Source organism: Sphingomonas sp. G-3-2-10 (genome assembly GCF_012927115.1).
Lineage (GTDB): Bacteria > Pseudomonadota > Alphaproteobacteria > Sphingomonadales > Sphingomonadaceae > Sphingomonas.
Genome location: NZ_JABBFY010000001.1, coordinates 1,168,191 through 1,194,351, shown reverse-complemented (window position 1 = coordinate 1,194,351; position 26,161 = coordinate 1,168,191). Strand labels below are relative to the sequence as shown.

At 65.8% G+C, this 26,161-nt stretch carries 23 protein-coding genes; 8 read left to right on the top strand and 15 right to left on the bottom strand.

What is annotated here, in order from left to right; genetic code table 11:
- Positions 1-5 precede the first annotated feature (5 nt).
- The gene (locus HHL13_RS06020) at positions 6-809 is read left to right on the top strand and encodes a hypothetical protein (protein WP_169554814.1); all 804 of its coding nucleotides are present in this window, start codon (positions 6-8) and stop codon (positions 807-809) included.
- A 223-nt stretch (positions 810-1,032) separates the two neighbouring features.
- Here HHL13_RS06020 and HHL13_RS06015 read toward each other — a convergent pair whose 3' ends face one another.
- The 6 genes from HHL13_RS06015 to HHL13_RS05990 all read right to left on the bottom strand — a co-directional run bounded on the left by HHL13_RS06015 (position 1,033) and on the right by HHL13_RS05990 (position 7,662).
- A complete protein-coding gene (locus HHL13_RS06015) occupies positions 1,033-1,557 on the bottom strand; it encodes a hypothetical protein (RefSeq protein ID WP_169554813.1) in 525 nt (174 codons plus the stop codon).
- The gene (locus HHL13_RS06010) at positions 1,554-3,335 is read right to left on the bottom strand and encodes a cation:proton antiporter (protein WP_169554812.1); all 1,782 of its coding nucleotides are present in this window, start codon (positions 3,333-3,335) and stop codon (positions 1,554-1,556) included. The genes HHL13_RS06015 and HHL13_RS06010 overlap by 4 nt, the downstream gene beginning before the upstream one ends.
- 88 nt (positions 3,336-3,423) lie before the next feature.
- Positions 3,424-4,839: a cell wall hydrolase gene (locus HHL13_RS06005; protein ID WP_169554811.1), complete on the bottom strand. Its 1,416-nt coding sequence runs from the start codon at positions 4,837-4,839 to the stop codon at positions 3,424-3,426.
- A 192-nt stretch (positions 4,840-5,031) separates the two neighbouring features.
- Positions 5,032-5,349, bottom strand: a complete 318-nt coding sequence (locus tag HHL13_RS06000) for a hypothetical protein (protein ID WP_169554810.1) — start codon at positions 5,347-5,349, stop codon at positions 5,032-5,034.
- Positions 5,350-5,416: 67 nt separating this feature from the next.
- Positions 5,417-6,337: a cysteine synthase A gene (gene cysK, locus HHL13_RS05995; RefSeq protein ID WP_169554809.1), complete on the bottom strand. Its 921-nt coding sequence runs from the start codon at positions 6,335-6,337 to the stop codon at positions 5,417-5,419.
- The gene (locus HHL13_RS05990) at positions 6,334-7,662 is read right to left on the bottom strand and encodes an MFS transporter (RefSeq protein ID WP_169554808.1); all 1,329 of its coding nucleotides are present in this window, start codon (positions 7,660-7,662) and stop codon (positions 6,334-6,336) included. The genes cysK and HHL13_RS05990 overlap by 4 nt, the downstream gene beginning before the upstream one ends.
- Positions 7,663-7,785: 123 nt before the next feature.
- On the opposite strand from HHL13_RS05990, the gene HHL13_RS05985 reads away from it, so the two are divergent.
- Positions 7,786-9,519: a DUF885 domain-containing protein gene (locus HHL13_RS05985; RefSeq protein WP_169554807.1), complete on the top strand. Its 1,734-nt coding sequence runs from the start codon at positions 7,786-7,788 to the stop codon at positions 9,517-9,519.
- Here HHL13_RS05985 and HHL13_RS05980 read toward each other — a convergent pair.
- Positions 9,516-10,910, bottom strand: coding sequence for an MFS transporter (locus HHL13_RS05980; RefSeq protein ID WP_169554806.1), 1,395 nt, complete (start codon positions 10,908-10,910; stop codon positions 9,516-9,518). The genes HHL13_RS05985 and HHL13_RS05980 overlap by 4 nt on opposite strands.
- 253 nt (positions 10,911-11,163) lie before the next feature.
- Here HHL13_RS05980 and HHL13_RS05975 point away from each other — a divergent pair, with 253 nt between their 5' ends.
- On the top strand, positions 11,164-11,520 hold the full coding sequence (locus HHL13_RS05975) for a hypothetical protein (protein WP_240953636.1): 357 nt from the start codon (positions 11,164-11,166) through the stop codon (positions 11,518-11,520).
- Here the strand turns inward: HHL13_RS05975 and HHL13_RS05970 are convergent.
- The 3 genes from HHL13_RS05970 to HHL13_RS05960 form a co-directional block, all read right to left on the bottom strand.
- Entirely contained in the window at positions 11,517-11,831 is a 315-nt protein-coding gene (locus HHL13_RS05970; protein ID WP_169554805.1) for an REDY-like protein HapK, read from the bottom strand. The two genes, HHL13_RS05975 and HHL13_RS05970, sit on opposite strands and share 4 nt — an antisense overlap.
- A gap of 24 nt (positions 11,832-11,855) precedes the next feature.
- Positions 11,856-13,004, bottom strand: coding sequence for an aspartyl/asparaginyl beta-hydroxylase domain-containing protein (locus HHL13_RS05965; RefSeq protein WP_169554804.1), 1,149 nt, complete (start codon positions 13,002-13,004; stop codon positions 11,856-11,858).
- A gap of 77 nt (positions 13,005-13,081) precedes the next feature.
- Positions 13,082-13,681, bottom strand: a complete 600-nt coding sequence (locus HHL13_RS05960; protein WP_169554803.1) for a glycine zipper 2TM domain-containing protein — start codon at positions 13,679-13,681, stop codon at positions 13,082-13,084.
- Between the two features lie 311 nt (positions 13,682-13,992).
- Between HHL13_RS05960 and HHL13_RS05955 the strand changes: the two genes are divergently transcribed.
- Entirely contained in the window at positions 13,993-16,095 is a 2,103-nt protein-coding gene (locus tag HHL13_RS05955; RefSeq protein ID WP_240953635.1) for an EAL domain-containing protein, read from the top strand.
- Positions 16,096-16,101: 6 nt separating this feature from the next.
- Here HHL13_RS05955 and HHL13_RS05950 read toward each other — a convergent pair whose 3' ends face one another.
- Entirely contained in the window at positions 16,102-16,614 is a 513-nt protein-coding gene (locus HHL13_RS05950; RefSeq protein ID WP_169554801.1) for a hypothetical protein, read from the bottom strand.
- Between the two features lie 79 nt (positions 16,615-16,693).
- On the opposite strand from HHL13_RS05950, the gene HHL13_RS05945 reads away from it, so the two are divergent.
- Positions 16,694-17,362 (top strand): hypothetical protein, encoded by a 669-nt coding sequence (locus tag HHL13_RS05945; protein ID WP_169554800.1) that lies wholly within the window; start codon positions 16,694-16,696, stop codon positions 17,360-17,362.
- Between the two features lie 27 nt (positions 17,363-17,389).
- Here HHL13_RS05945 and HHL13_RS05940 read toward each other — a convergent pair whose 3' ends face one another.
- The 3 genes from HHL13_RS05940 to HHL13_RS22810 all read right to left on the bottom strand — a co-directional run bounded on the left by HHL13_RS05940 (position 17,390) and on the right by HHL13_RS22810 (position 22,118).
- Positions 17,390-18,280, bottom strand: a complete 891-nt coding sequence (locus tag HHL13_RS05940; protein ID WP_169554799.1) for a hypothetical protein — start codon at positions 18,278-18,280, stop codon at positions 17,390-17,392.
- 132 nt (positions 18,281-18,412) lie between these two features.
- Positions 18,413-20,731 carry a UvrD-helicase domain-containing protein gene (locus HHL13_RS05935; protein WP_169554798.1) on the bottom strand — a complete coding sequence of 773 codons (2,319 nt, stop codon included), beginning with the start codon at positions 20,729-20,731 and terminating at the stop codon, positions 18,413-18,415.
- A gap of 43 nt (positions 20,732-20,774) precedes the next feature.
- Positions 20,775-22,118, bottom strand: coding sequence for a class I SAM-dependent methyltransferase (locus HHL13_RS22810; protein WP_169554797.1), 1,344 nt, complete (start codon positions 22,116-22,118; stop codon positions 20,775-20,777).
- Between the two features lie 121 nt (positions 22,119-22,239).
- On the opposite strand from HHL13_RS22810, the gene HHL13_RS05925 reads away from it, so the two are divergent.
- Positions 22,240-23,883 carry an inorganic phosphate transporter gene (locus tag HHL13_RS05925; protein ID WP_169554796.1) on the top strand — a complete coding sequence of 548 codons (1,644 nt, stop codon included), beginning with the start codon at positions 22,240-22,242 and terminating at the stop codon, positions 23,881-23,883.
- A gap of 52 nt (positions 23,884-23,935) precedes the next feature.
- The gene (locus HHL13_RS05920; RefSeq protein ID WP_169554795.1) at positions 23,936-24,538 is read left to right on the top strand and encodes a hypothetical protein; all 603 of its coding nucleotides are present in this window, start codon (positions 23,936-23,938) and stop codon (positions 24,536-24,538) included.
- Positions 24,539-24,545: 7 nt separating this feature from the next.
- Here HHL13_RS05920 and HHL13_RS05915 read toward each other — a convergent pair whose 3' ends face one another.
- Positions 24,546-24,716: a hypothetical protein gene (locus tag HHL13_RS05915; protein WP_169554794.1), complete on the bottom strand. Its 171-nt coding sequence runs from the start codon at positions 24,714-24,716 to the stop codon at positions 24,546-24,548.
- Between the two features lie 138 nt (positions 24,717-24,854).
- Here HHL13_RS05915 and HHL13_RS05910 point away from each other — a divergent pair, with 138 nt between their 5' ends.
- Positions 24,855-26,129 (top strand): MFS transporter, encoded by a 1,275-nt coding sequence (locus tag HHL13_RS05910; protein ID WP_169554793.1) that lies wholly within the window; start codon positions 24,855-24,857, stop codon positions 26,127-26,129.
- Positions 26,130-26,161: the final 32 nt, after the last annotated feature.

Below are 26,161 nucleotides of genomic sequence, written 5' to 3'. Positions count from 1 at the left end.
AGCGGATGAATGACCTCTCGAACGCACCGGCGCAATCGGCGGCGCGCAGCTCGAATTTCCGCTTCTTCGACCTGTTTCGGATCACCGCCGAATTGTCGGCGATCCTCTCGTTCATCGCCTTTGCGGTTTCGGTCTGGGTCAACAGCATCGTCTTCTCCCATTGGGGACAGGACTTCCTCCAGCTTGCCAGCCCCACCGATGTGCTGATGTCGGGGATGCGGCTGTTCGGCTATTTCCTGGGACCTCTGGTGGTGGCGTTGGCGCTGACCGCGATTTTCCCGCTGCTAAACGGCTTGTCGATCGAGGACGGCAAGGCGCCCAAGAATCTGACCGAAAAGCTGTTCGTCTATTCGGTCTACGTGATCGTCGCGCTGCTCTTCCTCTTTCCGCTCGTGATCGGCGGATTGTGGCTGAGCGGCAATCTGGACCTCCGCAACACGTTCTATTTCTACCCCGGCATGGCGGCCGTCGGTTTTGCGGCGCTGCATATCTACGGAAATCTGCGCGATCCCGATCCGTGGCAGGAGATCCACGGCACGGTAGCGGCGGCAGTGATCGGCCTGACTGGGCTGGCGCTGGTGGCGGGCTGGTTCGGCGCGCGGATCCAGGATCAGGCGCGAAACGGTTTTCACCCCAACCGGCTGGCCGCCTTCTCCGGCAAGGATGAGCTGTGCGCTGGAAGCCGGGTGCTGTGGTCGGGCACGCAAACGACCGTGATCGAATGCGGCAGCGGGCGGCCGAACAGCCGTATCCTGATCCTGCGCGACGGAGAAAACCTGGCTTTCAAGCCTTGGGCGGTCGGCGAATGAAGACATTCGAAGGGTCGAAAGCGTGATCCAACCTGTCAGCGCCGACGCGTCCGGACCGAGGCAGAACTTCAGCTTGCTTCACTAATTGAATAGGGAAATATTTGAAATAGTTAAATATTATGTTCGAAGCTGATCGCCTCCCGATCAACCGTAATAATACGGTTCGTACTATCGACAGGGAGGGGTGCCGATAGTGTCAACCTCGTGTCAACTTTGACGGCGGCTAGCCCGCCTCCCAGCCCACGGCATAGCCGTCTTCGGGTCCGACCCAGATGAACTTCATCGTCATGTCGGGCTGTGGCGCGCCGTCGATCTCGGCCTCGGAGACCATCGCCTCACCCTCGACCCGAAATCGGCTACAGACCGTCTTCCCGAACATCTCCTTCATGCCTCCCGCCATCCGGTCGATCAGCGGCGCGGCGTCGGCAGCGGGCATCGCCTGACCTTCCACGGCGATCGTCGCCGCGAGGATATCCTCGTGCCGCAACTGCGCGCATACCGCATCGCCCACGATCCGGGCGTCGGAGGCCAGTTCCATCGTGATTAGCGGTGCGGCGGAGATCACGACGATGGTTGTGTTGCGATAGCCGCCCGGCGTGGCCGAGTAGCGGCTCATCGCCAGGCACTTCTTCTTGGCGACATTCGGTGCGGTACACTGGAGTTTGCCTTCGCGCGCGGGAGCCAGCGGATCGGGCGCCGACTGGCCGGTCAGCGCCGCGAGCAGCAACGCCCCGACTTCGAAGATCACGCTTCGCCCTCAGCGGTCTTGCGGACGCGGCGGATGCGCGGCTCGCGGTCCATGCCCACGGCTTCCTTGATCGCCTTGCGCATCTTGTCGCGCTCTTCATGGATCGAAGCGATCACGGGACCGACGGCGATGCCCAGATCGACGAGTAACGCTTCGGAAAGCTGGAGCGAGCTTTCCAGCGTCTCGGGCACGGCATCGGTTGCCCCGGCCTTGTAGAGCTCGGCGGCGTGGTTGGCGTCGCGGGCGCGTGTGATGATCGGCAGGTTCGGCACCCAGCCGCGAACGCGGCGGGTAAGGCGGACGGTCAGTACCGGATCGTCCATCGTCAGAATCAGCGCCTTGGCATGGCCAAGATTGAGCCGATCGACCAGTTCGCTGCGCGTCACATCACCGAACAGCACGGAATAGCCTTCCTTGCGGGCCGAGTTGACGTTGTCCACGTCGGCGTCGACGCCGATATAGGGCAGGCCATGCCGCTGGAGCATGTCGGCGACGGTACGTCCGACGCGGCCGAAGCCGATGACCACCGTGCCCGGACCGGCAGCGTCGATCGCGGCTTCGGGGGTATCTTCCTGCGCCTCGCGCCGCTCGATCATTCGCGCGATCACCTGTCCGCCCTTGGCGAGCAGCGGCGTCGCGGTCAGTCCGATCGCGGTGACGGTGGTCCAGAAGGCGGCGGTCGTCCCGCCGATCAGCCCGGCCGCTGCGGCGACGCCGAGCACGATCAGCGTGGTCTCGGACGGGCTGGCCATCAGCACGCCGGTTTCGGCGGCGGTGCCGGTACGCGCGCCGGACAATTTGAGCAGGCCAGTGGTCACCGCGACCTTCACGGTCATCACCAGCACCACCGCGCCGAGCAGCTGCGCCCAGTTCTCGATCACGAACTCGAGGTCGAGCCGCATACCGACGGTGATCAGGAACACACCCAGCGCGAGGCCCTTGAACGGTGCGGTGATCGCTTCGACTTCGGTGTGATATTCGGTTTCGGCGATCAGCAGGCCGGCGATCAGCGCGCCGACGATCGGCGACAGGCCGGACGCTGCTGTCGCAAGGCTGGCGACGATCACGACGAGCAGGCTGGCCGCGAGGAACAGTTCGGGGCTCTTGGTGCGTGCCGCCTGTCCGAACATGCGCGGCAACAGGAAACGACCACCGACGAACAGGATCGCAACGGTGATCGCGCCCTTGCCTAGGATCATCAGCAGCGGGGTCCATCCGGCCGACGCGGCGGCGGGCGCCATCGCGCCGAGCAGGAAGATGATCGGGACGAGCGCCAGATCCTCGAACAGCAGCATCGCGAAGGCGGCCTTTCCGACCGGACTCGTTGTTCCCGCGATCGGCACCACCAGTGCGGTGGAGGACAGCGCCAGCGCCAGTCCAAGCCCGATCGCGCCGCCTGCGCTAAGGCCGGTGAGATAGATGGCGGCAGCGAGGATCAGGCCCGCGCCGAACAGTTCCGCCGCGCCGACCCCGAAGACGAGGTTGCGCATGTTCCACAATCGCTTGAACGAGAGTTCGAGCCCAATCGAGAACAGCAGCAGGATGATGCCGAACTCGGCGAAAGGCTCGATCGAGTGCGGATCGGATATGGTGAGGTAATAGAGCCAAGGCTGGTTGCCGACGAGCGTACCGAGACCGGCGGGCCCGACCAGGATGCCGACCAGGATGAACCCGATCACCGGGCTGATCCGGAAACGGGCGAATGCCGGAATGACGAGCCCTGCCGCGCCGAGAATCACCAGCGCGTCGCTGAAACTGCTGTTATTCAGACTGAGCATATTCCCATTAAAGCGGCTCGACGCGCGCTTGTCATGGGGAACAGGACAAAAAACCTGTCCTAAGTGGCGATAATGATCGGATCGGTCGTTACGGACGCGTTGCTGGCGTCGGCGTGACCTTGGGTGCGGGCAAAGTGAAGCTGCGCTGCGGGCGGCCGATTGGCGCCGGTTCGGCGACCGGCGGCGTGGATCCGGTCGACGGCTCCTTGCGCCGGACGCCGCTGAGCCCGGCAGGCCCTGCGGGCCTGCCGGGCTCAGTGGTGGGGGCGGTTTCGACCGGTGGCGGAGCAGGACGCGCGAGCGGCTGCGCACGCATACACTGGACCGGGCTGGGGCGCTGATACTGGTCGCAATTCCACAGCGCCTTGGCGAAGCCCTGGTTCTGATCGCGCAGATAGCTGAACGACATCGACGCGACCTGCGACGAGCCCAGCGGCAGGTTGCGCGGGGTCTTGCCCGGATCGGCCCATGCCATGAACTTGCAATAGGTTCGCTCGCCGCAGGTGCGGATCGCGAGGCTGGCGAAGCTGTCGGGGCTCATGCCCTTGGGAATGGTGACGAGGAAGCTGTTGCCGTCGGGCGTCGGCGCCGGAACGTCGCTTGCCTTGATCGATGCCGGATCGACCGATGCGAGCGGATCCAGCGAGGCGGCGGCCGCGGCTTCGGGCAGCAGCGACGGATCGGTCGGCGCACCGGTGTGCGACGTCGAGATCAGCGCCATCTTGCCGATATTCGGCTCGATCCCGGTATAGGCGCGGGTAAAGGCGGGCGGCGTGCCCCACCAGCCTGTCCAGCGGAAGAACAGGTGGGTGTGCACTTCGGTGATCTTCTCGAGGCTGGCGCTCCAATAGGGCACCACCCAGTCGGTGTGATAATGCGTCGCGTGGCCGACCGGGGCATAGACCGAACCGTTGAGCGCCATGCGGGCAACCGCCTGTGCTCGGCCCCATGCGGCGGCGGTCGGCTTGTAGCGGAGCATCGCGCCGTCGCAGGTGAAGGTGAACTGGCAACCGGTGCTGCGTTCTTGGCCCTGAAACACCACGCCGCAGACGGTCTTGGGGAAGGCCGGGTGACGCATTCGGTTGAGGATGACCTGCGCCACGGCGCGCTGGCCGACCGCGTCGTCTCCCGCTTCGTAATAAACGCCGGCAGCGAGGCAATCGACCGCGCGGGCCTGGCTGTCGAGGCTGCCGAAGATGCGGAAGGCGCGCGCGGCCGGGTTGGGCGCCGTGGAAAAGGGGATGGCGGCGTTGATCGTCTTCGCGTCGGTCTCGGTGACCTGTTGCAGCTTGACCGGTTCGACCGCCGGCAATTCGGTCCGCGGCACCACGCGAGTGGAGATCACCACATGCGGCGGCTTCTGGAACACCACGCGCGGCGTCTTCGCGACAATCAGCGCCGGGATCGCAAGCGCCGCCAGCCCGATCACCAGCAAAATGCCGAGGATCGGCAGCGGGATGCCGAGACGATGGGGCAGGCCCAAGGGCGGAAGCGTCGTCGCCATGCGCAACCGGTCCGTCTTAGCGGACGACTATCGGGCAGGGACGATGGACACGGACGAACAAATTCACGCTCCTGGGGGTGCTATCGGTGCCGCCCATAACGCACAAAGATGACAGTTGGAACCATAGCGAAATAATCGCCACGGTATCAGTGTTTTAGGAATGCCGATTGCGAAAGGCGGTGCGCCTTCCGCTCACTCCGGCCAGAATCCGGTAGCTTCGCACATATCCCAGTGATCGGCTGCGCCCAGGCGGCACGCCGCGCTCGATCCGCCGCTGCACTGGCGGATCTCACGCTGATAGCGCTTGTAGCAGCTTTCGGGCTTGGCCGGCGCCACGACGGCAGCGGCTACCTGCACCGGCTTTACCTCGGCAGCGGCAACCGGCGCGAGGATCGCGCTGGCTTCCGCCCGGCTCTGTTCGAGCGTGGGCGTCCCTCCGCTGCCAAAAGCAAGCGGCCAACCCAGAAACACCGCCAGCATCATGCTGACGCAGATCATCGCATTACGCACGTGAGTTCCCCCCGGAATCCCCGACTCGCGTACGATACTGTTAATCTGGAATTAATGTCGAGTCGGTTCAGCTTTCCGGAAGGAAGTCCGGAACGCTCAAATAGCGCTCACCTGTATCATAATTGAACCCGAGCACGCGCGAACCCGTGGGAAGGTCGGCCAGCTTCTGCTGAATCGCAGCCAGAGTCGCGCCCGAGGAGATACCGACGAGCAGCCCTTCCTCTCGTGCGGCGCGGCGCGCGAATTCCTTGGCGACCCCGGCATCGACCTTGATAACGCCGTCGATCGCGTCGGTGTGCAGGTTGCGCGGCACGAAACCGGCGCCGATGCCCTGGATCGGATGCGGGCCTGGCTGGCCGCCGGAGATGACCGGCGAGAGTTCGGGCTCGACCGCATAGACTTTCACGTTCGGCCAGGTCTTCTTCAACGTCTCGGCAACGCCGGTGATGTGGCCGCCGGTGCCGACGCCGGTGATGACGACATCCACCGGGCTATCGGCGAAGTCGGCGATGATCTCCTGCGCGGTCGTCTTCGTATGGACGTCGATATTCGCCGGATTCTCGAACTGCTGCGGCATCCATGCGCCCTCGGTCGACGCGACAATCTCCATCGCGCGCTCGATCGCGCCCTTCATGCCCTTCTCGCGCGGAGTCAGATCGAACGACGCGCCATAGGCCAGCATCAGGCGGCGGCGCTCGAGCGACATGCTCTCGGGCATCACCAGGATCAGTTTGTAGCCCTTGACCGCGGCGACCATCGCCAGGCCGACACCGGTGTTGCCGCTGGTCGGCTCGACGATCGTGCCGCCGGGCTTCAGGCTGCCATCGGCTTCGGCCGCCTCGACCATTGCCAGCGCGATACGGTCCTTGATCGAACCGCCGGGGTTCGAACGCTCGGACTTGATCCAGACTTCGGCGTCCGGAAACAGCTTCGCGACGCGGATATGGGGCGTATTGCCGATCGTCTCGAGGATCGTGTTCGCCTTCATGTCGTCATCTCCTTGGGGGGTATCTCGAGATTGGCCGGTGGATCGAATGTACGCGCGCGACGCAGTTCCGGAAAGAGCTTCGCCCACAACATCGTAACAAGAATGGCGCCGAGCCCGCCGCCCACGACCGCCGCGATGGGGCCGATCAACGCGGCGAGGAAACCGGATTCGGCTTCCCCCAACTCGTTCGATCCGGAGATGAACAGCGTCGAGACCGCGCCGACGCGCCCGCGCATCTCGTCGGGCGTATAAAGCTGGATCAGCGACTGGCGGATATAGACCGAGACCATGTCCGCCGCGCCGAGCACGAACAGGGCGGCGAGCGCGAGCAACACGGCTGGCGCGAAATCGCTGCCGACCGCGGAAGGCCCCATCGTCCCGATCAGCAGCGGCGCGGAAAGGCCGAACACCACCGTGGCCGCTCCGAAGATCGCAACGCCGAGCAGCATCTTGCGGCCAACATCGGTGCGAAGCGGACGCCATGAGAAGAACAGGCCGACGGCGACCGCCCCCAGTGCCGGCGCAGCGCGCAGGTGGCCGAGGCCGTCCGCGCCGACGAGCAGGATATCGCGGGCGTAAACCGGCAGCATCGCGGTTGCGCCGCCGAGCAGCACCGCGAACAGATCGAGCGAGATCGCGCCGAGGACCAGCCGGTTGCGGCGGACATAGCGCAATCCGTCGATCATTTGCCCCCAAGGGCTGTCGGTGCTGGTGACGACGGTGCGCGGCACCGGCGAGATCAGCAGCAGCATCAACAGCGACAGGAGGAACAATCCGCTCGATACGGCATAGGGAAGCCACTGGTTCGCGGCGTAGAGATAACCGCCCATCGCCGGCCCGATCACGCTGGCGGTCTGCCATGCCAGCGCGCTCATCGCGATCGCCGTCGGCAGGAGCGCCTTGGGCACCAGATTGGGGGCGAGTGCGCCGAGTGCCGGCCCGGCGAACGCGCGCGCCACCCCCAGCAGCGCCGCGATCGCGAAGAGCGCGGGGAGGGTCACCGTCTGGTTATAGGTCAGCCAGGCGAGGCTGATCGCGCAGAAGGCCTCGAGCGCGACTGCCGCGCGAGCGATCCAGCGCCGGTCGATCTGATCGGCCACCCAGCCGCTGAACAGCGAGAGAACGAGCAGGGGCAGGAACTGCGCGACGCCGATCAGCCCGAGCTGGAACGCCGCTTCCTTGATGCTCATCGTCTCGCGGGCGATGTCGTACACCTGCCAGCCGATGACGATGACCATCGCCATCTGCGCGAGTGACGCCGCGAAGCGGGCGATCCAATAGGCTCTGAAATTGTGGATGGCGAAGGGGTGTCGGGCGGCTGCCATGCGCTGCCTCTAGGCGCTTCCGCAACGGAACCGCAACGAGCGATTGTGCTGGAATGCCAACTTGGCCTTTCGCGCGGCGGTGTCCGGTGCCAGCATGACGCCAGTGATTTGCGGAGAGCGAGGATGCGAGTCGGATTTCTGGTTGGCGCGGCGTGCCTTGCGCTGGCGGCGTGCACGAGCGCGGACAATGGGAACAACAGCGTTGCGGCGGCGGATGTCGCGGCGCCGGTCGCGGCGGACTGGCCCAAGTTCCGCGACGGAACGATCGAGAAATGGTTCGCGCTCGATCCGTCGTTCGCGGTCTATCAGGGCCGTCACGATTTCGACGGCAAGCTGCCCGACTGGAGCCCGGCCGGGCTGAAGGCCAAGGGTGATTTTCTCCGCTCGACGATCCAGCAGGCCAAGGCGTTCACCGGCTTGACCGGCGACGATGCGTTTGAACGCGATTATGTGGTGCAGGTGGCAGAGGGGCAGCTGTTCTGGCTGGAGGATGCGGACCAGCCGCACACCAATCCGGCCTTTTATGTCGGCGGCGGGCTCGATCCGAACACCTATGTGTCGCGCGAATATGCCGCACCCGAGGTGCGCATCAAGGCGATGACCGCCTTCCTGCAGGGTGTACCGGAGGCGGCGAAGAACATCCGCGCGAACCTCAAGTCGCCGATGCCGGCGAGCTTCATCAAGTTTGGCCGTTCGGCGTTCGGCGGCTTCGCGGATTATTATTCGGGCGATGCCGTCGCAGCCTTCGCGGCGGTGAAGGACCCGGCGCTGCAAAGTGCGCTGAAGGAAGCGGGTGCGGGCGCCAGCAAGGCGATGCGCGAGCTTGATGCGTGGCTGAAGACGCTAGAGCCGACCGCGACGCAGGATTATGGGCTCGGCGCGGACCGTTTCGCGCGGATGCTCAAGACGACCGAAGCGGTAGACATGCCGCTCGATCAGCTGACGGCAGCGGGCGAAGCGGACCTGAAGCGCAACCGGGATGCGCTGATTGCCGAATGCGCTAAATATGCGCCGGGCGCGGACATTCCGGGCTGCATGGCGAAGATGAACTCGGAGAAGCCCGAGGGCGGCCCGGTAACGGCCGCGACCGCGCAGATTCCAGAACTGCGCGATTTCGTGATCAAGCATGATCTGGTGACGATCCCCGGCACCGAACAGGCGCTGGTGCGCGAGAGCCCGCCCTATAACCGGCAGAACGCGGCCTATATCGATGTGCCGGGTCCCTTCGAGAAGGGCATTCCGTCGATCTATTACATCTCGCCGCCCGATCCGAAGTGGAGCGCGCAGGAGCAGGCCGCGTACATCCCCGGCGAAGACGATCTGCTGTTCACCACCGTGCACGAGATCATGCCGGGGCATTTCCTCCAGTTCCTCCACTCCAACCGGTCGAAATCGCTCTTCGGGCGGCTGTTCGTCGGCTATGCCTTTGCCGAGGGCTGGGCGCATTATACCGAGGAGATGATGTGGGAAGCCGGGCTGCGGAATGGTGATTCCGCGACGCATATCGGCCAGCTTTCCAACGCGCTGCTGCGCAACTGCCGCTATCTTTCGGCGATCGGGCTGCATTCGGGCAAGATGACGCAGGAACAGTCGGAGACGATCTTCCGCGAGCAATGCTATCAGGACGCCGGCAACGCCCGGCAACAGGCGGCGCGGGGCACCTATGACCCGGCCTATCTCAATTACACGCTGGGCAAGCTGATGATCCGGCGGCTGCGCGAGGACTGGACCGCCAAGCATGGCGGGCGAAAGGCGTGGAAGGCGTTCCACGATCAGTTCCTCGGCTATGGCGGCCCGCCGATCCCGCTCGTCCGCCGCGCGATGATGGGCGAGGATGCGCCGAAGGCGGTGTTCTAGCGCACCTGCTGGGCGGGCTGGACTTCCTCCGCTTCCTCTTTCGCTGGATTGCGAAGCGAGGGGCGGAGGCGAGCCACGCTGCACAGGCCCGCGATCAGCGCGAGACCCGCGGCGATCAACGGTGGAGTCATGCCGTCGCCGATCCCGAAGGCGAGCAGTGCGGCTACCAGCGTCGCGCCGATCGTCTGCCCCACCATGCGGGTGGTGGAGATGAGGCCGCCGGCCGCCGCGGCGCGGTCGATGGGCGCTGACCCGATGATGAGACGCGCATTGGGCGACAGGAAGATGCCGAACCCCGCGCCGGTCAGCGACATGCGCCACGCCAGGTCGATCCAGCCCGGATCGGCTGGCAGGAACGCCATCGAGACGAGCCCGGAAATCGCCAGCGTCATGCCGACACCTCCCATGATCCCCGCCGGATAGCGATCGGACAGCCAGCCGGCCATCGGCGCGACGAACAGGGTAGTGAGCGGCCACGGTGCGATTGCCGCGCCCACTTCGGTCGGCGAGAAGCCGAAGTCATGCTGAAGGCGGAAGGGGAGCGAGAGCAACAGCGTCATGCTGGCGACGAACGCCGTAAACGCCCCGATTACTGACAGGGAGATTACGGGACGACCGAGCAGATCGATCGGGAGGATCGGCACCGTCTCGTGCCGCTCGCGCTGGACGAACAGCACGCCGATGAACACGCCGGCGAGCACGATCGCGGCGCTAACCACCGGGCTGTCGCCATGCACGCCGCTCTCCAGCCCGCCGATGATCAGCCCAAACATTGCCGCGCACAGCACCGCGCCGAGTACGTCATAGGGTTCGCTCCGGCCCGGCGGATCGGGCAAGGCGCGGCCGAGCAGCAAGCTGATCACCGCAAAGGGCAGGGCGCAGGCGAACACCCACGGCCACGGCCCGAATGCGAGGATGATCCCGCCCAGCGTGGGCGCCAGCGCGGTGAAGCTGGAGACGACGACCGAGTTGATCCCCATGCCGCGCCCCAGATGCGCCTTGGGATAGATGCGCCGGAGCAGCGCCACCGATACGCTGAGCACCGCCGCCGCGCCCGCCGCCTGCACGCCGCGCACCAGCAGGAGGAAGGGGAGGCTCTTCGCGAAGAAGCAGAGCAATGTGGCGATGGTGAAGACGATCTGACCGAGCTGGTAGAGCCGCCGCAACCCGATCCGGTCGCCCAGTCCCGACATGGGAAGCAGGAGCATCACCAGCACCAGCTGGTACACCGTGACCACCGCAACGGCTGCCGACGGCTCGACCTGAAGATCGCGCGCGATCGTCGGCAGGGCGACCGTGGCGATCGCGCTGTCGATCACCACCAGCGCTGTGCCGAACGAGATCGCCGCGATGGCGACGAGGCGGCGGGGCTGGGGCAATCCATCGGACATTGATTCGACCTTCGTGGCTGGCGCGGAACCTTCGGCTAGGCGAGCGGGTTCTTACGCCAACGAAATCAGTTTCTTAGGAGTGATGGTAATGGGCAAGGGCATCTTGTTGTGGCTCATCGGAATTCCGCTGCCGATTATCATCCTGTTGCTGATCTTCTGGCATTGATGCCTGATCGTGGCGAGCCACGATAATTTTAGGGGATAACCATCAACGCTTCTTGCTGCGATGCAACATAATCCCTATCATGGAGCCATGAATTCGACGACCGAGCAGTCGCAGCCCGAAGTGGCGGCAAACCCGACCATGACCTTGTTCGAGGCGCTGGTGACCCGTCGTTGTGTCTCGGTGACCTATAACCGCAAGCGCATGATCCTCGCGCCGCACATCCTCTACACCCGTCGTGACTCGCTCTACATGGACGCGATCACGGTCTCGCTCGAGGGGATGCTGCCGCGCGAAGTCAAGCTGGGAACGTTCAAGGCCGACGGGCTCAGTGAAGTGAAGCTCGTCGAACGCGGGTTCGAGATCAATCCGATCTTTGAACCCGACGCCGAAAAATATCAGGGCGTGACCATGATGAAGGTCGAGCCCGAGGGCGCCGACGCCTAGACGATTTCGTCGGCGACGATGAAGACCGGGTTTTCGACCCGTGCGGCGAAATCGCCCATGATCCCCTGAACGACCGCGCCGGGCATGTCCTGCGACGTGAAGCCGTCGAGGTCGGGGATGTCGAAGATCTCGATATAGTCCATCCCTGGATCGCCTTCGCCCATCAGCAGCCCGCGAACGCGGTGATTGGAGAAGCTGGCCACCCGCGAGATCCCGCGCATCGTCGGATAGTCGGTGGAGCGCACCCAGGCTTCGAACTCGTCGTGCGTGGTGCCGGGCTTCAGCCGGTAGTGCAGGATCACCTTGGCCATGATCGTCTCTCCTCCTCGGTTGGTTCAGGCGAAATCGGGCGTTCCCTGATATTCGCCGATCAGTTCGAACACCTGCGATAGCGCCGCCTGCTCCTCGGGCGTGATTTCCGGCCGCCAGATCTCGAACAGCAGCACGACGCGCGTCGATTGTCCGCGATTCCATGCCTCATGCTCGAAGCTGTCGTCGAAGATCAGCGTCTTGCCCTCTTCCCACTCGCGGGTCTCGTTGCCGACGCGGAAGCCGCAGCCGGGCGGGACGATCAGCGGCAGGTGGCAGATCAGGCGGGTGTTGAGCACCCCGTTGTGCGGCTGGATATGGGTGCCCGGGCGGAGGACCGAGAACAGGCCCATCGGCGACCAGCCCTCGATCATCGGCCGGGGCGTCTTTGCCAGCGCGGCCATTGTCACCGGACAGCGCGCCGCATTCTCCTCGACGATCGCACCGTCCTTCCACAGGAAGAAGGCGCTCCAGTCGGGATTGTCGAGCAGGCTGTGCGAGGGCGGCGGGCGTCCCTCCGGTGTTTCGATATAGGGTTGAAAGCCTTGCGGACCCGCCAGCACCGCTTCGAGCTCAGCGCGGATCGCCGGGGCCTGGGCCTCGAGTTCGGCGAGCCACGGGAACTCGTCGCGCTCATAGAATTGCCGCTGGGGCAGCCCGGGGAAATAGAACATCGAGGGCTGCTGGAGATAGAGCTGGGTGCGGCCTAGCAGCAGGTCGATCGCGGCCTGCATTCGGGTACCGCCGAAACCATCCGCGAGGCCGGCGGTCAGATGGCTCTCGAACCGCTTTCCAGCATCGGCCATGAAGCGCCGCGCCGTGTCGATCAAGGCGGCCAGCGCCGGGGCCGGGGGCTGGTTCGCGGCCAAGGCAAGCGCTGTCTGGAAGAAGTCGGTCGCGGCACGATCGTCGCCGTCGAGGCGCTTGCGGTCGCCCAGCAGGAGAAGCGCGGGAAGGCTGCGCGGTTCGTCGCGCAGCGCGTTTTCCAGCGCGGCGATTTCGGCGGGCGCATCGCCGGTCTGCCGGCAGGCCTGGGCCAGCATGATCCACGGGCGGCGCGCGCCGGGCGGCGGGTCCAGCGCCAGCGCCTGTTCGAACAGGCTGCGCGCTTCGGCACCGCGACCCGCGCGATAGGCTTGAACGCCGGACTGGGTAAGGGCTTCGAAGCTGGTCATCGGCACCAGCGATGCCGCGACCGCTCCGGGCCGTCAATCCGGGCGGGGCGCCGCCCTGCGGCAGCGCCCCCAATCCCTCAGCGACAGCGGATCTGCTGGTTCTGCTGATTGTTCGCGTTGCGCTCGATCGCCGAGCCCGCGACGGCGCCGACCACTGCGCCGAGCAGGGTCCCCGCAGTGCGCGAATGGCCGCCATCGATCAGGTTGCCGAGCACGCCGCCCGCCACCGCGCCGACGATCAGGCCGGTCGTGCCGTCGCTGCGCTTGCAGTAATAGCGGCCGTCGCGCCCGCGATAGACGCGCTCGTCGGCGGTCAGGACGCGCTCCTGATAGCGCGGGCTGTCGCGATAATATTGGACGGGATCGTAATCGCCCTCGTCGCGCTGGTCCCAGCGATCGTCGCGGTCATAGCTGCCACGCGGATCGTTATAGCGCGGATCGTTGCCGCGGGGCGGATTGTAGCGGGGATCGCGGCGCACCGCCTGATAGCGATCGAACGCCTGCTGATACAGGTTGAGCTCGCTCGCGAAGCGGCGCTGCGCGGCGTCGAAGCGGGCCTCTTCCTGCTGCGGCGTGCCGTAGCGATCGTTCGGGGCCGGCGCGCGCTGGGCCATCGCCGGCGTGGAGACGGCGAGACAGGTCGCAGCGAGTGCGGCGAAGGTGGTGATGGTCTTCATGATTATCCTCTCGTGTGGCGGCTTGCGCCCCCTGGAATACGGTTGAGGTGCGACGTTCGTTCCGGTGCTGTGATGATTGTTCGCGGCAGCGCCGCCGGTGATTTCACCAAACCTAAAGGATCGCCGCCGTAACAGGGTCGGTCACCGCAAAAATCGCGGGAACACGGGTGCGCAAAGCAATGGGTCGAGCTTCCTCTACGGGTAAGGAACCCGGCACGGCAGAAGCGGGAAGCCGCCGCGCGCTTCCGTTCGTCCGCGCCCCCTGGTCCGCTGGCGGGCGTGATGCAGCGGTAAAGGACCAGCATTCGCGGTTGCTGAGCAATTACGAGGAAATGGAGCTCGGCTGGTTCTGGGAAACCGATGCCGAAGGCCGAATCGTTTATGCCAGCGAGCCGGTCGCCGCGAAGCTGGCGGGAAGTCCGGATGGTCTGCTGGGTCGCGACCTGATGTCGCTGTTCAAGTCGCCGGACGATGCCGATCGCCGCCGCACACTGCCATTCCAGCTGATCCGGCGAGCGAAGTTCGAGCATATGCTGGCGATGATCGACATGGATGGCGTCGAGCACTGCTGGTCGCTGTCGGGCAATCCGCAGACCGATGCCAAGGGGAATTTCGCAGGCTATCTGGGCCACGGCGTCGATGTGACCGCGCAGCATCAGTCGGCGGTGGAAAGCAGCAGGCTGGCGACCAGCGACCAGCTGACTGGCCTGGCCAACCGCGTGCGCATGGCGGCCAAGCTGGACGGCATCATGAGCGCGATGCGCGCCCAGCGCCGGCCGTGCGCGGTGATGCTGGTCAATCTCGACCGGTTCAAGCCGATCAACGACTCGATGGGCCATGCCGTGGGGGACGCGCTGCTGAAGCAGGTCGCGACGCGGCTGGTGAAGATCGTGGGCGATGCCGACAAGGTCGGCCGGATCGGCGGCGATGAATTTCAGATCCTGTTGCAGGATGCGCATGACCGCGGCTCGCTGGGCGAGCTGGCCACGGCGATCGTCGAGGGCTTGTCCCAACCCTATTCGATCAATGGCAGCCGCTGCCTTGTCGGCACATCGGTGGGCATCGCGGTGACGCCGTTCGATGGCGGCACCAGCGAGGAAGTGATGCGCAACGTCGATCTGGCGCTGTACGACGCCAAGTGCGGCGGGGGCGGGGGATATCGTTTCTTCTCGACCGAATTCCTGAAGGCGGCGAACGAGCGGCGCGAGCTGGAACAGGATCTGATGGACGCGCTGTCGCGAGGCGAGATCGCAGTCCATTACCAGCCGGTGGTGAACGCCGCGACCAACGAGGTCAGCGGGTTCGAGGCGCTGATGCGCTGGAACCACCCCAAGCGCGGCCGCATTTCGCCGGCGGTGTTCATCCCGATCGCCGAGGAAGCGAACCTGATCCCGGCGCTGGGCGAATGGACGCTGCGGCAGGCCTGCATGGATGCCGCGAAATGGCCGGGCGAGCTGCGCGTCGCGGTGAACGTCTCGCCGATCCAGTTCGCCAATGAGAACCTGCCCCAGATCGTAGTCAGCGCGCTGGCCAATTCGGGGCTGCCCCCCGAGCGGCTGGAGCTCGAGATCACCGAAAGCGTGTTCCTGGGCGACAGTTTCGAGACCGATGCGCGGTTCGCCGCGCTGAAGCGGCTGGGCGTGCGGCTGGCGCTCGACGATTTCGGCACCGGCTATTCCTCGCTCGGCTATCTGAAGACCGCGCCGTTCGACAAGATCAAGATCGACCAGAGCTTCGTCCGCGGCACCACCGAGGAAGGCGCGCGCAACCAGGCGATCATCGCCGCGATCGTCGCGCTGGCCAATGCGCTGGGCATGGAGACCACAGCCGAGGGCATCGAGAGCTTCGACCAGCTCGAGACGATGAAGGCGCTGAAGGTCAGCCATATCCAGGGCTTCCTCTACAGCCGCGCCGTCTCGGCCGAGGAACTGACCGGCTATATCCATGACGGCAAATGGGTGATCAAGCCGAACGGCCCGGCCAAGCAGCGCCACAGCCGCCACGCGACCTTCCGCAAGGTGGGCGTGATCCATGACAATCACTATTACGCGGCGGTGCTCCGCAATTTCTCGGCGTCCGGCGCGCTGATCGACGGGATCGTCGACGTGCCCGAGGGGACCCAGTTCGTGGTCGATCTGGGCGAAGGCCAGCTGGCGGTGGCGACCGTGCGCCGCGCGATGAACCATCAGCAGGGCGTGGAATTCGAGCAGCCTCTGGTCGACGACGGCACCGGGGGCCTGTGCACCCGGCACCGCGTATCGCCCGCGGTGCTCGCGGCGGCCGGCCTGACCTACGATCCGAGCAATCCCAAGAACAATCTGGTCGCCAAGACCGGGGACGGACAGCTCAGCCTGCCGGCGTTCCACACCATCACCGAATGGAAGGCCGCGATCGAAGGCGGCGGGATGGTCTGAGGACCTTCACACGAAGGCCGTTTCGCCGAGCGCCGCCAAAAGGTCCGGGAAGTCGCGCTGTTCGTGACCTTTGCCCGAGGGGATTTGCGCCGATCCGAACCGACCGGCAGCGCCATGTGCCCGAAGCGCGGCGATGAGCATGTGATCATTGTTCGCCGCAACGACGCCCAGCGGCAGCCCGCGATAGGTGCGCGGAACGAAGCGATCGGTGAGCGCGGCCTCCGTCACCAGATCCAGGGCCCGCCGCCGCGCGTCGCCGAGCAATTTGTCCCATGCGGCGGCGAAGCTCGCTGCGCCGGAGCGGGTGCGAAGACGATAGGCCGTCCGCCCGCTCATCCCGACCGACTTTGCCGCGGTGGCAACGACGCCGGTGGCGTACAGCGCGACAAGGAACGCCTGCTGCCGCGCCGGCGTCCAGCCGTCATGGCGTTTGCGCTCGGTGCGGACGGGGACGAAGGCGATACCGGCGGCCTTGAGTCGGCGGGCACGGGGTCTGGGTTGGGTAGGGAAGGCTGTCATCCGCCAGTTTGGAGCAGATGGAATCCAACATTGGAAGGGGGCGCTTGAGGCTGGGCCGGTGCTGTGCTGTGTTCCGGCCATGAATTTCATGCAGTTGCTCAAGTCGCTCGACGATCTGTTGTTCGAGATCATGAGCTGGCTCGTCTTCTATCCAATCACCTTCTGGCGGACGATCCGGCATCCGTGGAAGATGATGGCCTATGCCAGCCGCGAACTGAGCGCGGACGAGGACAAGCAATATGACGACACGCTGAGTCCGCCGCTGTTCCTGCTGCTGACGCTGTTGCTGAGCCATGCGATCGAACTGGCGCTGGTGGGGCAGAGCAGCCTGATCGGTGACAAGCATGGACTGGCGGCGCTGGTGAGCGACGATACCAGCCTGTTGCTGCTCCGCCTGCTGGTGTTCAGCATCTTCCCGCTGATCATGGCGGTGCGGCTGGTGCGCAAGATGAAGGGCGGGCTGAACCGCGAAACGCTGCGCCGGCCCTTTTATGCGCAATGCTATCTGGCGGGGCCGTTCGCGCTGCTGGTAGGGCTGGGGGGGCTGGTGAACCAGTTGGGCTGGGCCTGGACCGAACCGGCCGGACTCGCACTGATCGCAGTCGCCTTCCTCTGGTATGGCGGATTTCAGGCGCGCTGGTTCTCGCGCAAGCTGCGTGTCACGATCTGGCGCGGCTTCTGGATCGCATCGGTTGGGATGATCGAATGCGTCATCGCGATCCTGCTGGTGGCGCCGCTGCTCGCCTGAGGACAGGCAGCGGCGCCGGTTGCAGGATCAGAACTGGCCGCCGCCGCCGCGCCAGTTGCCGGCTTCGCAGCGGCCGTTGAACGGCTGCATTCCGCGGATCGTGATGGCGCCGCTGCGGCGGTCGATCGTTACCGTGGGGCGGTTGAGGCCGTTGAGGCGATAGCGACCGGTGATCTGGCTGCGGTTGATCACCAGATCGGTCAGATCCCACCAGCCATTGTCGCCGCGGGTATTGATCGGCGGCACCATGTTGCCGCCCAGATGGATGCGGCCGCGGCCATGCCAGATCTCGATCTGGATATCCGACTGATAGCCCTGACGGCCGAGACCGGTTTCCGAATAGGGTTCGAACTTGTGGCTGTCGTAATTGTAGCGATAGCCCGAACGGTAATCGGTCGTGACCTTCGTACCGCCGCCGAAGCAGATCAGCGTCAGCGAATCGTCGCCATTGTCGCCATGACCGTAATCCGGCCGCCCGCCGCCGGGACCGGGGCCGTAATCGGGACGGCCGCCGCCCGGAGGGGGGCCATAGTCCGGACGTCCGCCCTGGGGCGGGCCATAATCGGGACGGCCACCCTGAGGCGGGCGATTGTCGACGGGCGGACGCTGGCCGCCGCCCTGCTGCGAGCAATTGCCGTCGGGTACGCGATTGATGCTGGAATAGCGGCCATCGGTGGTCGCGATGCTGACGCAGGTGCGGCCGTTCCACCAGAAGGTCCACGACACGCCGTTGGTGCGCGACGCACCGGTGTTGGTATAGCCGCGCGACTGCATCTGCGTCTCACCGCCAGCCGCGCGCGCACCGACCAGATCGGCGAGTTCCGGCGGGGTCTGGGACGACTGGGCCGAGGCGGGCAGCGCCGCAAGGGCCGCGAGCAGCACGCCGGCCGGCATCGCGAATTGAAGTGGCTTGACCATCTTGTTCTCCCGGAAGTCGTTACACGCACCGGATCGGTGCGGGGGCGAAACTATCAGCCCTTTGTGACAGGGGGAACGTGGCGTGATGCCGAAAAGTTGCAGAAGATACGAGCAACTTCGCGAGGGACGGGATCAGTCCGTCGTAACGAAGCTATCCATCACCCGCTTCCTGCCCGCAGTCTCGAAGTCGATCTCCAGCTTGTTGCCTTCGATCTCCACGATCGCGCCATAGCCGAACTTCTGGTGGAACACGCGCATGCCGAGCGACAGGTCATCGCGGGGTTTGGCGCCGAAACTCACGGCAGATGCGCGGCTTTCGAGGACGCGGGGGGCTTCGCGGGTGAAGGTGCGGCTGGTGAAGCCGCCGCCGGGTTGTTTGGGGTCGTAGGCGCTGCTGGTGCCTGCCGCGCGTTGCCAGCCAGGACCCCGGCCGGTGCCCCGGCCGACATCGGCGAAGGGATCGCTGCGCTCGCTCCAGTTGGCCTGCCATAGCGACGCGCCGCCGGTCATGGTGGACTCGCTCTCGTGATGCTCGGGCGGCAGTTCGGCGACGAAGCGGCTGGGGATCGAACTGGTCCACTGGCCATAGATGCGGCGATTGGCGGCGTGGAGGATCGTCGCCTGACGCCGGGCGCGAGTGATCGCGACATAGGCGAGGCGGCGTTCCTCCTCGAGGCTCGCGAGGCCGCCTTCGTCGAGAGCGCGCTGCGACGGGAAAATGCCTTCCTCCCATCCGGCGAGGAACACGGTGTCGAATTCCAGCCCCTTCGCCGCGTGGATGGTCATGATGGTGACCTTGGGCTCGTCGGCCTGCGCTTCATTGTCCATCACGAGCGAGACGTGTTCGAGGAACGCGGTGAGGCTCTCATACTCCTCCATCGCGCGGACGAGTTCGTTGAGGTTCTCCAGACGCCCGGCGGCTTCGGCGGTGCGGTCGGCCTGCCACATCGCGGTGTAGCCGCTTTCGTCGAGGATGATGCGGGCGAGTTCGGGATGGGGCAGGGTGTCGGCCATCGCGCGCCAGCGAGCGATGTCGCCGACAAGGTTGCCGAGCGAGCGGCGGGCCTGCGGCGTCAGTTCGTCGGTATCGAGGATGCGCGCGGCCGCGACGGTCAGCGGGAGCTGTTCGGCGCGGGCGAGCATATGGACCTTCGCCAGCGCCTTGTCGCCCAGACCGCGCTTGGGCGTGTTGACGATGCGTTCGAAGGCGAGGTCGTCGGCCGGTTGCGCGACGGTGCGCAGATAGGCGAGGGCGTCGCGGATTTCGGCGCGTTCGTAGAAGCGGAATCCGCCGACGATGCGATAGGGCATGCCGATGGCGATGAAGCGGTCTTCGAACTCGCGGGTCTGGTGCTGGGCGCGGACGAGGATCGCGGTCTTGTCGATGCTCAGGCCGCCGCGCTGCAGGCCCTCGATCTCCTCGCCGACGCGGCGGGCTTCCTCGGGGCCGTCCCATACGCCGAGGACCTTGACCTTCTCGCCATGCGGTTCCTCGGTCCACAGGGTCTTGCCGAGACGGCTGCCATTATTGGCGATCACGCCCGATGCGGCGGCGAGGATGTGCGGCGTCGAGCGGTAATTCTGTTCGAGGCGGATCACCTTCGCGCCGGGGAAATCCTTCTCGAACTTCAGGATATTTTCCACCTGCGCGCCGCGCCAGGAATAGATCGACTGGTCGTCGTCGCCGACGCAGCAGATGTTCTTGCGTTCTTGAGCAAGGAGTCTCAGCCAGAGATACTGGACGCTGTTGGTGTCCTGATACTCGTCGACCATGATGTAGCGGAAGCGCTGCTGATATTGCTCCAGCACGTCGCGATGCTTGCGCAGGATGACGAGCATGTGGAGCAGCAGGTCGCCGAAATCGCAGGCGTTGAGGGTGCGCAGACGATCCTGATAGGCGGCGTAGAGGCTCTTGCCGCGGCCGTTGGCATATTGCTCGCTCTCGCCGGCGTCGAGCATGTCGGGCGTGAGGCCCTTGTTCTTCCAGCTGTCGATCAGCCCGGCGAGCTGGCGTGCGGGCCAGCGCTTCTCGTCCAGTTCCTCCGCGACGATGAGCTGCTTGAGCAGGCGCAACTGATCGTCGGTGTCGAGGATGGTGAAGTTCGATTGCAGCCCTACCAACTCGGCATGGCGGCGGAGCATCTTGGCGCCGATCGCGTGGAAGGTGCCGAGCCACGGCATTCCCTCGACCGCGTCGCCGACGAGACGGTGGACGCGCTCCTTCATCTCGCGCGCGGCGCGATTGGTGAAGGTGACCGAGAGGATTTCGGACGGATAGGCCTTCCGCGTCCATAGCAGATGCGCGAGGCGCGCGGTGAGCGCCGCGGTCTTGCCCGTGCCGGCGCCGGCAAGGACGAGCACCGGGCCTTCTGTGGTGAGCACGGCATCGCGCTGCGGCGCGTTCAGACCCTTGAGATAGGGCGGGTCCTGGGGATCGGCGGGTACGGACATCGGCGAACAAGTAGGGAACGAGGGCGGCGGGGGCAAGCGGCGTTCACGTCCTGCGGGTGCACCAGAAATCATACATGCCGTTGAACAGGCGCGGATGACCGCGCTCCCATGCATGCAGCGCCGCCAGATCGCGAACGGCGGGATCGCCGGAATGTGCGGCGCGATAGGCCGCCGTCGCTTCCCGGCCGGGCAGGCTGAAGCCGAGCAGTTCCAGCCCAAACCGGTCGAGCGCGCGTCCGATGCGCGGCAGATCGAACGGATCCTCGTGCCGGTGGAGCAGCAGATCATGGATTCCACCCATGCTGTAGAAGCTCACGGAGTCGATAATCGGCTGGAAATCGGCTGCGATGATGCGGGCGCGGACCTGCCGGATCAGGTCGGCGGTGACGGGCCGGTCGATCAGATCCGCGATCAGCCGCCGCGCGGCCTGCACCTGCAGACGGGCGATCCGGCTGTATAACATGATCCGCATCGTGCCGCCGGGCGCGAGCGCTTCGGTCAGCGCTGCCCAGCCCGATTCGGGATCGGGAAGATGGTGCAGCACGCCGCTTGACGCGATGTGATCGAACGGGCCGATTTCAGGAGCGGTATGAAGATCGCGCCGTTCGAGCGTGAGGTTGGGTGCGTCGCAATGCGCGCGCGCCCATGCCAGCGATGCGCTGCTGAGGTCGATGCCGGTCACCGATGCTTCGGGCGCGCTCATGGCTAGCCGCTGGGCCTCGCGCCCGGTGCCGCAACCTGCGACGAGCAGGCGCGCGTTCGCCGGAAGCGGAGCGGCTCCCATCCGGGTGCGAATTCCGGATAGCCGTTCGCTCGGGGCGGTCATGGCGCGTTGCCAGACCGGATAGGGCCAGTCCGAATATTGCGCGGCAACCGCGCGGGTGACTGGATCGGTATAATCGGGCGTAGCCATACCCGGCGGGGGCGGCAGATAGGCGGGTGCGAAGTCAGGCGCTCCGGCAAGAGCATCGGCTTCATCGGGAGCGAACAGCCAGGTGCCGCCATGATGCGCCGCCTGCGCGATCAGAGCGTCGCAGACTGCGGGCCATGCCGCGCGCCGAGATTCGAGCAGGAGCCAGCGGCGGAGCCGGGTCAGCGGGCGTTCGATTTCGAGCAGGGTGAGCTGGGTGGAATGGAGAAGATCGAGAGCGAAGCGATCGCCCTCCAGCCATGCCGCGACAGCCTCCGGCGCGGCGTCGGGTGCAGGCAGGCGGCAGGTTTCGCGGATCGCCGACCAGCTTGCGCGCTCGATCGTGCGCGGATCGACTTCGGGATCGAGCAACAGGCCATGCAGCAGCGGTTCGTCGGCGGCGTTCGCCTGTGCGGGGTGCATCTGGAACCAGCGGGCGAGGCGGATGGTGCCGGACGGACGGGGGGCAGGGCTCACCCCAGCGGCTTACGCGCGGGATTGGCTGCGAACAAGCGATCGGGGCAGGATCGTAACGATCCACAAAGCTGTAATCGATACGTCATCACATTGTCACACGGCCCCGCCAGAGGCGCGGCATATGGCCACGCTCGCACTGGACCTAGCCCCGACGGCCGAAACGCCGGCGGCTCCCCGATTCGACTATGAGACCCACCCGCTGGCGAAGCTGCTGTTCGCAGGCTTGCTGGTCGGTGGTCTGGTGTTCGCAGGCTGGAGCGTGTTCACCGACACGGCGATGGCCGGCGAGCATCTGGCGCTGGGCGTGTTCGCATTCCTCGCCGTGGCGCTGCTGATCGCGCTGGGCTTCGAGTTCGTGAACGGCTTCCACGACACCGCGAACGCCGTCGCGACGGTGATCTACACCAATTCGATGCCGGCGCACTTTGCCGTGGTCTGGTCGGGCATCTTCAACTTCCTCGGCGTGATGTTCGCCAGCGGGGCGGTGGCCTATTCGATCATTACCCTGCTGCCGGTGGATCTGATCCTCAACGTCGGATCGTCGGCGGGCTTCGCGATGATCTTCGCGCTGCTGCTGGCGGCGGTGCTGTGGAACCTCGCGACCTGGTATGTCGGGTTGCCCAACAGCTCGAGCCACACGCTGATCGGGTCGGTGCTGGGCGTCGGCTTCGCCAACCAGCTGATTCAGGCCGGATCGCGCGGCGGCACGGCGGGCGTCGACTGGAGCCAGGCGCAGAAGGTGCTGACGGGCCTGTGGATGGCGCCGCTGATCGGCTTCTTCGCCGCGGTGCTGCTGTTCTTCGTGCTCAAGATGCTGGTGCGCAATCCCAAGCTCTACAAGGCGCCCGAGGGCAATGCGCCGCCGCCCAGGGGCATTCGCGCGCTGCTGATCCTGACCTGCACCGCCGTGTCGTTCAGCCACGGATCGAATGACGGCCAGAAGGGCATGGGCCTGATCATGCTGATCCTGATCGGATGCGCGCCGACGGCTTACGCGCTGAACCGTACGGCGCCAGCGAGCGAGACTCCGGCTTTCGTTCAGACCGCCAATGCCGCGACCGCGGTGTTCGACGCGCGCGGCGGGCAGATCGATATTCCGGTCGCGGATGCCCGCGCAAAGCTGACCAGCGCGCTGCAGAACCGCAAGATCGAAGCGCCGCAGACCTATGCCGCACTCGAAGCCCTGTCGCGCGACCTGACCACGCGCGTGCAGGGCTATGGCTCGCTGAGCGCGGTGCCTGCCGAAGCGACCTCGAACGTGCGCAACGACATGTATCTGGTGCTCGACAGCCTGCGCCTCGTCGCCAAGAAGCCGCCGGCCGACTTTACCGAAGCCGATACCAGCGCGGTGAAGGCGTATCAGACCAAGCTCGAATCCGGCACGCGCTACATACCGCTGTGGGTGAAGATCGTGGTCGCGATCGCGCTGGGCCTTGGCACGATGATCGGCTGGAAGCGGATCGTGATTACCGTGGGCGAGAAGATCGGCAAGCAGCACATGACCTATGGCATGGGCGCATCGGCCGAGATCGTGGCCGCGGCGACGATCCTTTCGGCGGATCGCCTCGGCCTGCCGGTGTCGACCACGCATATCCTGTCCTCGGGTGTGGCAGGCGCTTCGGTCGCCAATGGCGCAGGCCTTCAGGCGAAGACGCTGATGCAATTGGCGGCGGCATGGCTGCTGACGCTGCCGGTGGCGATGGCGCTGTCGGGCGGGCTGTACTGGCTGCTGCTGACGATCGTGAAGGCGAGCGGAGCGAACTGACGCTTCGCCGCATTCGCGGAACCCGATCGGGGGCCGCGCGCGTTGAGCGGCGATGACGTTTCCCAACCTTCCCCATCGCACGTCGCTTCGCAGCGGTGCCGCGGCGCTGCTCGCCGGCAGCGTACTCGCCGCCTGTTCCTCGCCCGAGAGCAACACCAGCAACACCGTGGAGCGCGACATTTCGATCACCGAAGTGACGATCCGCAACGAAGCCGCCGTGACGCCAGCGCCGGAAGTGGCGGGCAACGCCTCCGGCGCGACGATCGGCGGTGACGGATCGGAGATCGTGCTGAACCCGCTGACCGCCGCCGATGTGGAGGGCGCGAAGCTGGAGGGCGAACTGGCGTGCAGCTTCGCGACGTCCGCAAGCACCGCGCCGCTGTTGCTGGGCAAGGCCAATGTCGGGCCGAACGAGACTGCGTGGAGCGTGGTGAAGGTCAGCGACGATGTCGAACCGCTCAGCGCGGGCGGCGGCTTCAACGCGATGGTTCGCGGCGTGACCTTCTCGGGCAAGGGCAAGACGATCCGCATCGCGCCGACGGGCGAGAAAGCTGCGGAGAGCGGGGAATCGCCGCCGGTTCCGGCGACGCTGACCTATGACCGCGCGGACGGTGCGCGGCGGGTGATCGAGGGGCTGTGGACCTGCGGGCCCTGAGGCGCGCTCAGCCGACCAGCTTGGCGGTATATTCGAGGCTGAGAACGAAGCCCTTGGTATCGGCGCGGACTTCGGCCTTGAGCCGGTCGACCGGGTTGGACAGCCAGACCATCACGCCGGCTGCGACCGCGAAAAGGGCGCCGAAGATCGGTCGCCGGTGCGTGTCGTAATAGCGCATTCCCGCCTCCCTCTCGCTTCTCTGTCGGATGCGTAACGAATAGGTCGGCTTGTCTGTCGCGCAGATGAACGAGGCTTGACCGCGGCCCCCGCAATCGCGACCACGCGACGGAACGAAGGGTTTGGGGGAGGAGCCGAAGTGACCGCAGAGACCGTACCCGCGTCGCACCGGCGCATCCTGTCCGCGAGCCTGGTCGGCACAGCGGTCGAATTCTACGATTTCTATATCTATGCGACGGCAGCGGCGCTGGTGTTTCCGGCGCTGTTCTTCCCTGCCGAAGATCCCGGCGTCGCGACGTTGCTCTCCTACGCCAGCTTCAGCATCGCCTTTTTCGCGCGTCCGCTGGGCGGGATCGTGTTCGGGCATTTCGGCGACCGGATGGGACGCAAGTCGACGCTGGTCGCGTCGCTGATGCTGATGGGCATTTCGACCGTGCTGATCGCATTCCTGCCGACCTATGCGATGATCGGGCTGACCGCGCCGATCCTGTTGTCGCTGCTGCGGTTCGGACAGGGCTTCGGCCTTGGCGGCGAATGGGGCGGGGCGAGCCTGCTCGCTGTGGAGAATGCACCGAAGGGCTGGTATTATCGCTATGGCGGCTTCCCGCCGATGGGCGCGCCGGTCGGGTTCATCGCCGCCAACGGCTTCTTCCTGATCCTGGGCATGATCCTGAGCGACGACCAGTTCCGCGACTGGGGCTGGCGCATCCCGTTCCTCGCCAGCGCGGTGCTGGTGGGTGTGGGCCTATGGGTGCGGCTGAAGATCACCGAGACCCCCGATTTCGTCGAGGCCCAGCAAAAGGCCCCGCCGCCCCGGGTGCCGATCGGCGAATTGCTGCGAGATCATCTGCGCCCGACGCTGGCGGGCACGGTGGGCGCGGTGGCGTGTTTCGCGATGTTCTACATCTCGACCGTGTTCATCATCGGCTATGGCACCAAGGTGCTGAAATATGATCGCGAGACGTTCCTCGCGGTCGAACTGGTGGCGATCCTGTTCATGGCGCTGGGCATCGTCGTCGCCTGCACCTGGGCCGACAAGGCCAAGGGCGGCGCGTCCACGGTGTTGCGCTGGGGCTTTATCGCGACGATGATCGCGGGACTGGGGATCGGAGCGCTGATGAATAGCGGCACGCTGGGGGGCGTGTTCGCATGGCTGGCGCTGGCGCTGTTCGTGATGGGGCTGGTCTATGGCCCGCTGGGCGGCTGGCTGCCCAGTCTGTTCCCGGCGCGGGTGCGCTATACCGGCGTGTCGGTGACCTTCAACCTGGCCGGGATTATCGGCGGCGGCCTCACCCCGCTGATCGCCGAGACGCTGGTGCGCGAAGGCGGGATCGGGCTGGTGGGCTATTACCTCGTCGCCGCGGGCGTGCTGAGCATGATCGGGCTGGCGTTGCTGCCGAAGCGAGTGCTTTGAGCCGGTTCAATCCCTCCCGTTCGTGTTGAGCT

Bases quoted from the DNA above. Each gene is read 5' to 3' on its own strand.
- HHL13_RS06020 (WP_169554814.1), top strand. From the start codon at position 6: ATGAATGACCTCTCGAACGCACCGGCGCAATCGGCGGCGCGCAGCTCG.
- HHL13_RS06010 (WP_169554812.1), bottom strand. From the start codon at position 3,335: ATGCTCAGTCTGAATAACAGCAGTTTCAGCGACGCGCTGGTGATTCTC.
- HHL13_RS06005 (WP_169554811.1), bottom strand. From the start codon at position 4,839: ATGGCGACGACGCTTCCGCCCTTGGGCCTGCCCCATCGTCTCGGCATC.
- cysK (WP_169554809.1), bottom strand. From the start codon at position 6,337: ATGAAGGCGAACACGATCCTCGAGACGATCGGCAATACGCCCCATATC.
- HHL13_RS05990 (WP_169554808.1), bottom strand. From the start codon at position 7,662: ATGGCAGCCGCCCGACACCCCTTCGCCATCCACAATTTCAGAGCCTAT.
- HHL13_RS05985 (WP_169554807.1), top strand. From the start codon at position 7,786: ATGCGAGTCGGATTTCTGGTTGGCGCGGCGTGCCTTGCGCTGGCGGCG.
- HHL13_RS05980 (WP_169554806.1), bottom strand. From the start codon at position 10,910: ATGTCCGATGGATTGCCCCAGCCCCGCCGCCTCGTCGCCATCGCGGCG.
- HHL13_RS05975 (WP_240953636.1), top strand. From the start codon at position 11,164: ATGAATTCGACGACCGAGCAGTCGCAGCCCGAAGTGGCGGCAAACCCG.
- HHL13_RS05970 (WP_169554805.1), bottom strand. From the start codon at position 11,831: ATGGCCAAGGTGATCCTGCACTACCGGCTGAAGCCCGGCACCACGCAC.
- HHL13_RS05965 (WP_169554804.1), bottom strand. From the start codon at position 13,004: ATGACCAGCTTCGAAGCCCTTACCCAGTCCGGCGTTCAAGCCTATCGC.
- HHL13_RS05960 (WP_169554803.1), bottom strand. From the start codon at position 13,681: ATGAAGACCATCACCACCTTCGCCGCACTCGCTGCGACCTGTCTCGCC.
- HHL13_RS05950 (WP_169554801.1), bottom strand. From the start codon at position 16,614: ATGACAGCCTTCCCTACCCAACCCAGACCCCGTGCCCGCCGACTCAAG.
- HHL13_RS05945 (WP_169554800.1), top strand. From the start codon at position 16,694: ATGAATTTCATGCAGTTGCTCAAGTCGCTCGACGATCTGTTGTTCGAG.
- HHL13_RS05940 (WP_169554799.1), bottom strand. From the start codon at position 18,280: ATGGTCAAGCCACTTCAATTCGCGATGCCGGCCGGCGTGCTGCTCGCG.
- HHL13_RS05935 (WP_169554798.1), bottom strand. From the start codon at position 20,731: ATGTCCGTACCCGCCGATCCCCAGGACCCGCCCTATCTCAAGGGTCTG.
- HHL13_RS05925 (WP_169554796.1), top strand. From the start codon at position 22,240: ATGGCCACGCTCGCACTGGACCTAGCCCCGACGGCCGAAACGCCGGCG.
- HHL13_RS05920 (WP_169554795.1), top strand. From the start codon at position 23,936: ATGACGTTTCCCAACCTTCCCCATCGCACGTCGCTTCGCAGCGGTGCC.
- HHL13_RS05915 (WP_169554794.1), bottom strand. From the start codon at position 24,716: ATGCGCTATTACGACACGCACCGGCGACCGATCTTCGGCGCCCTTTTC.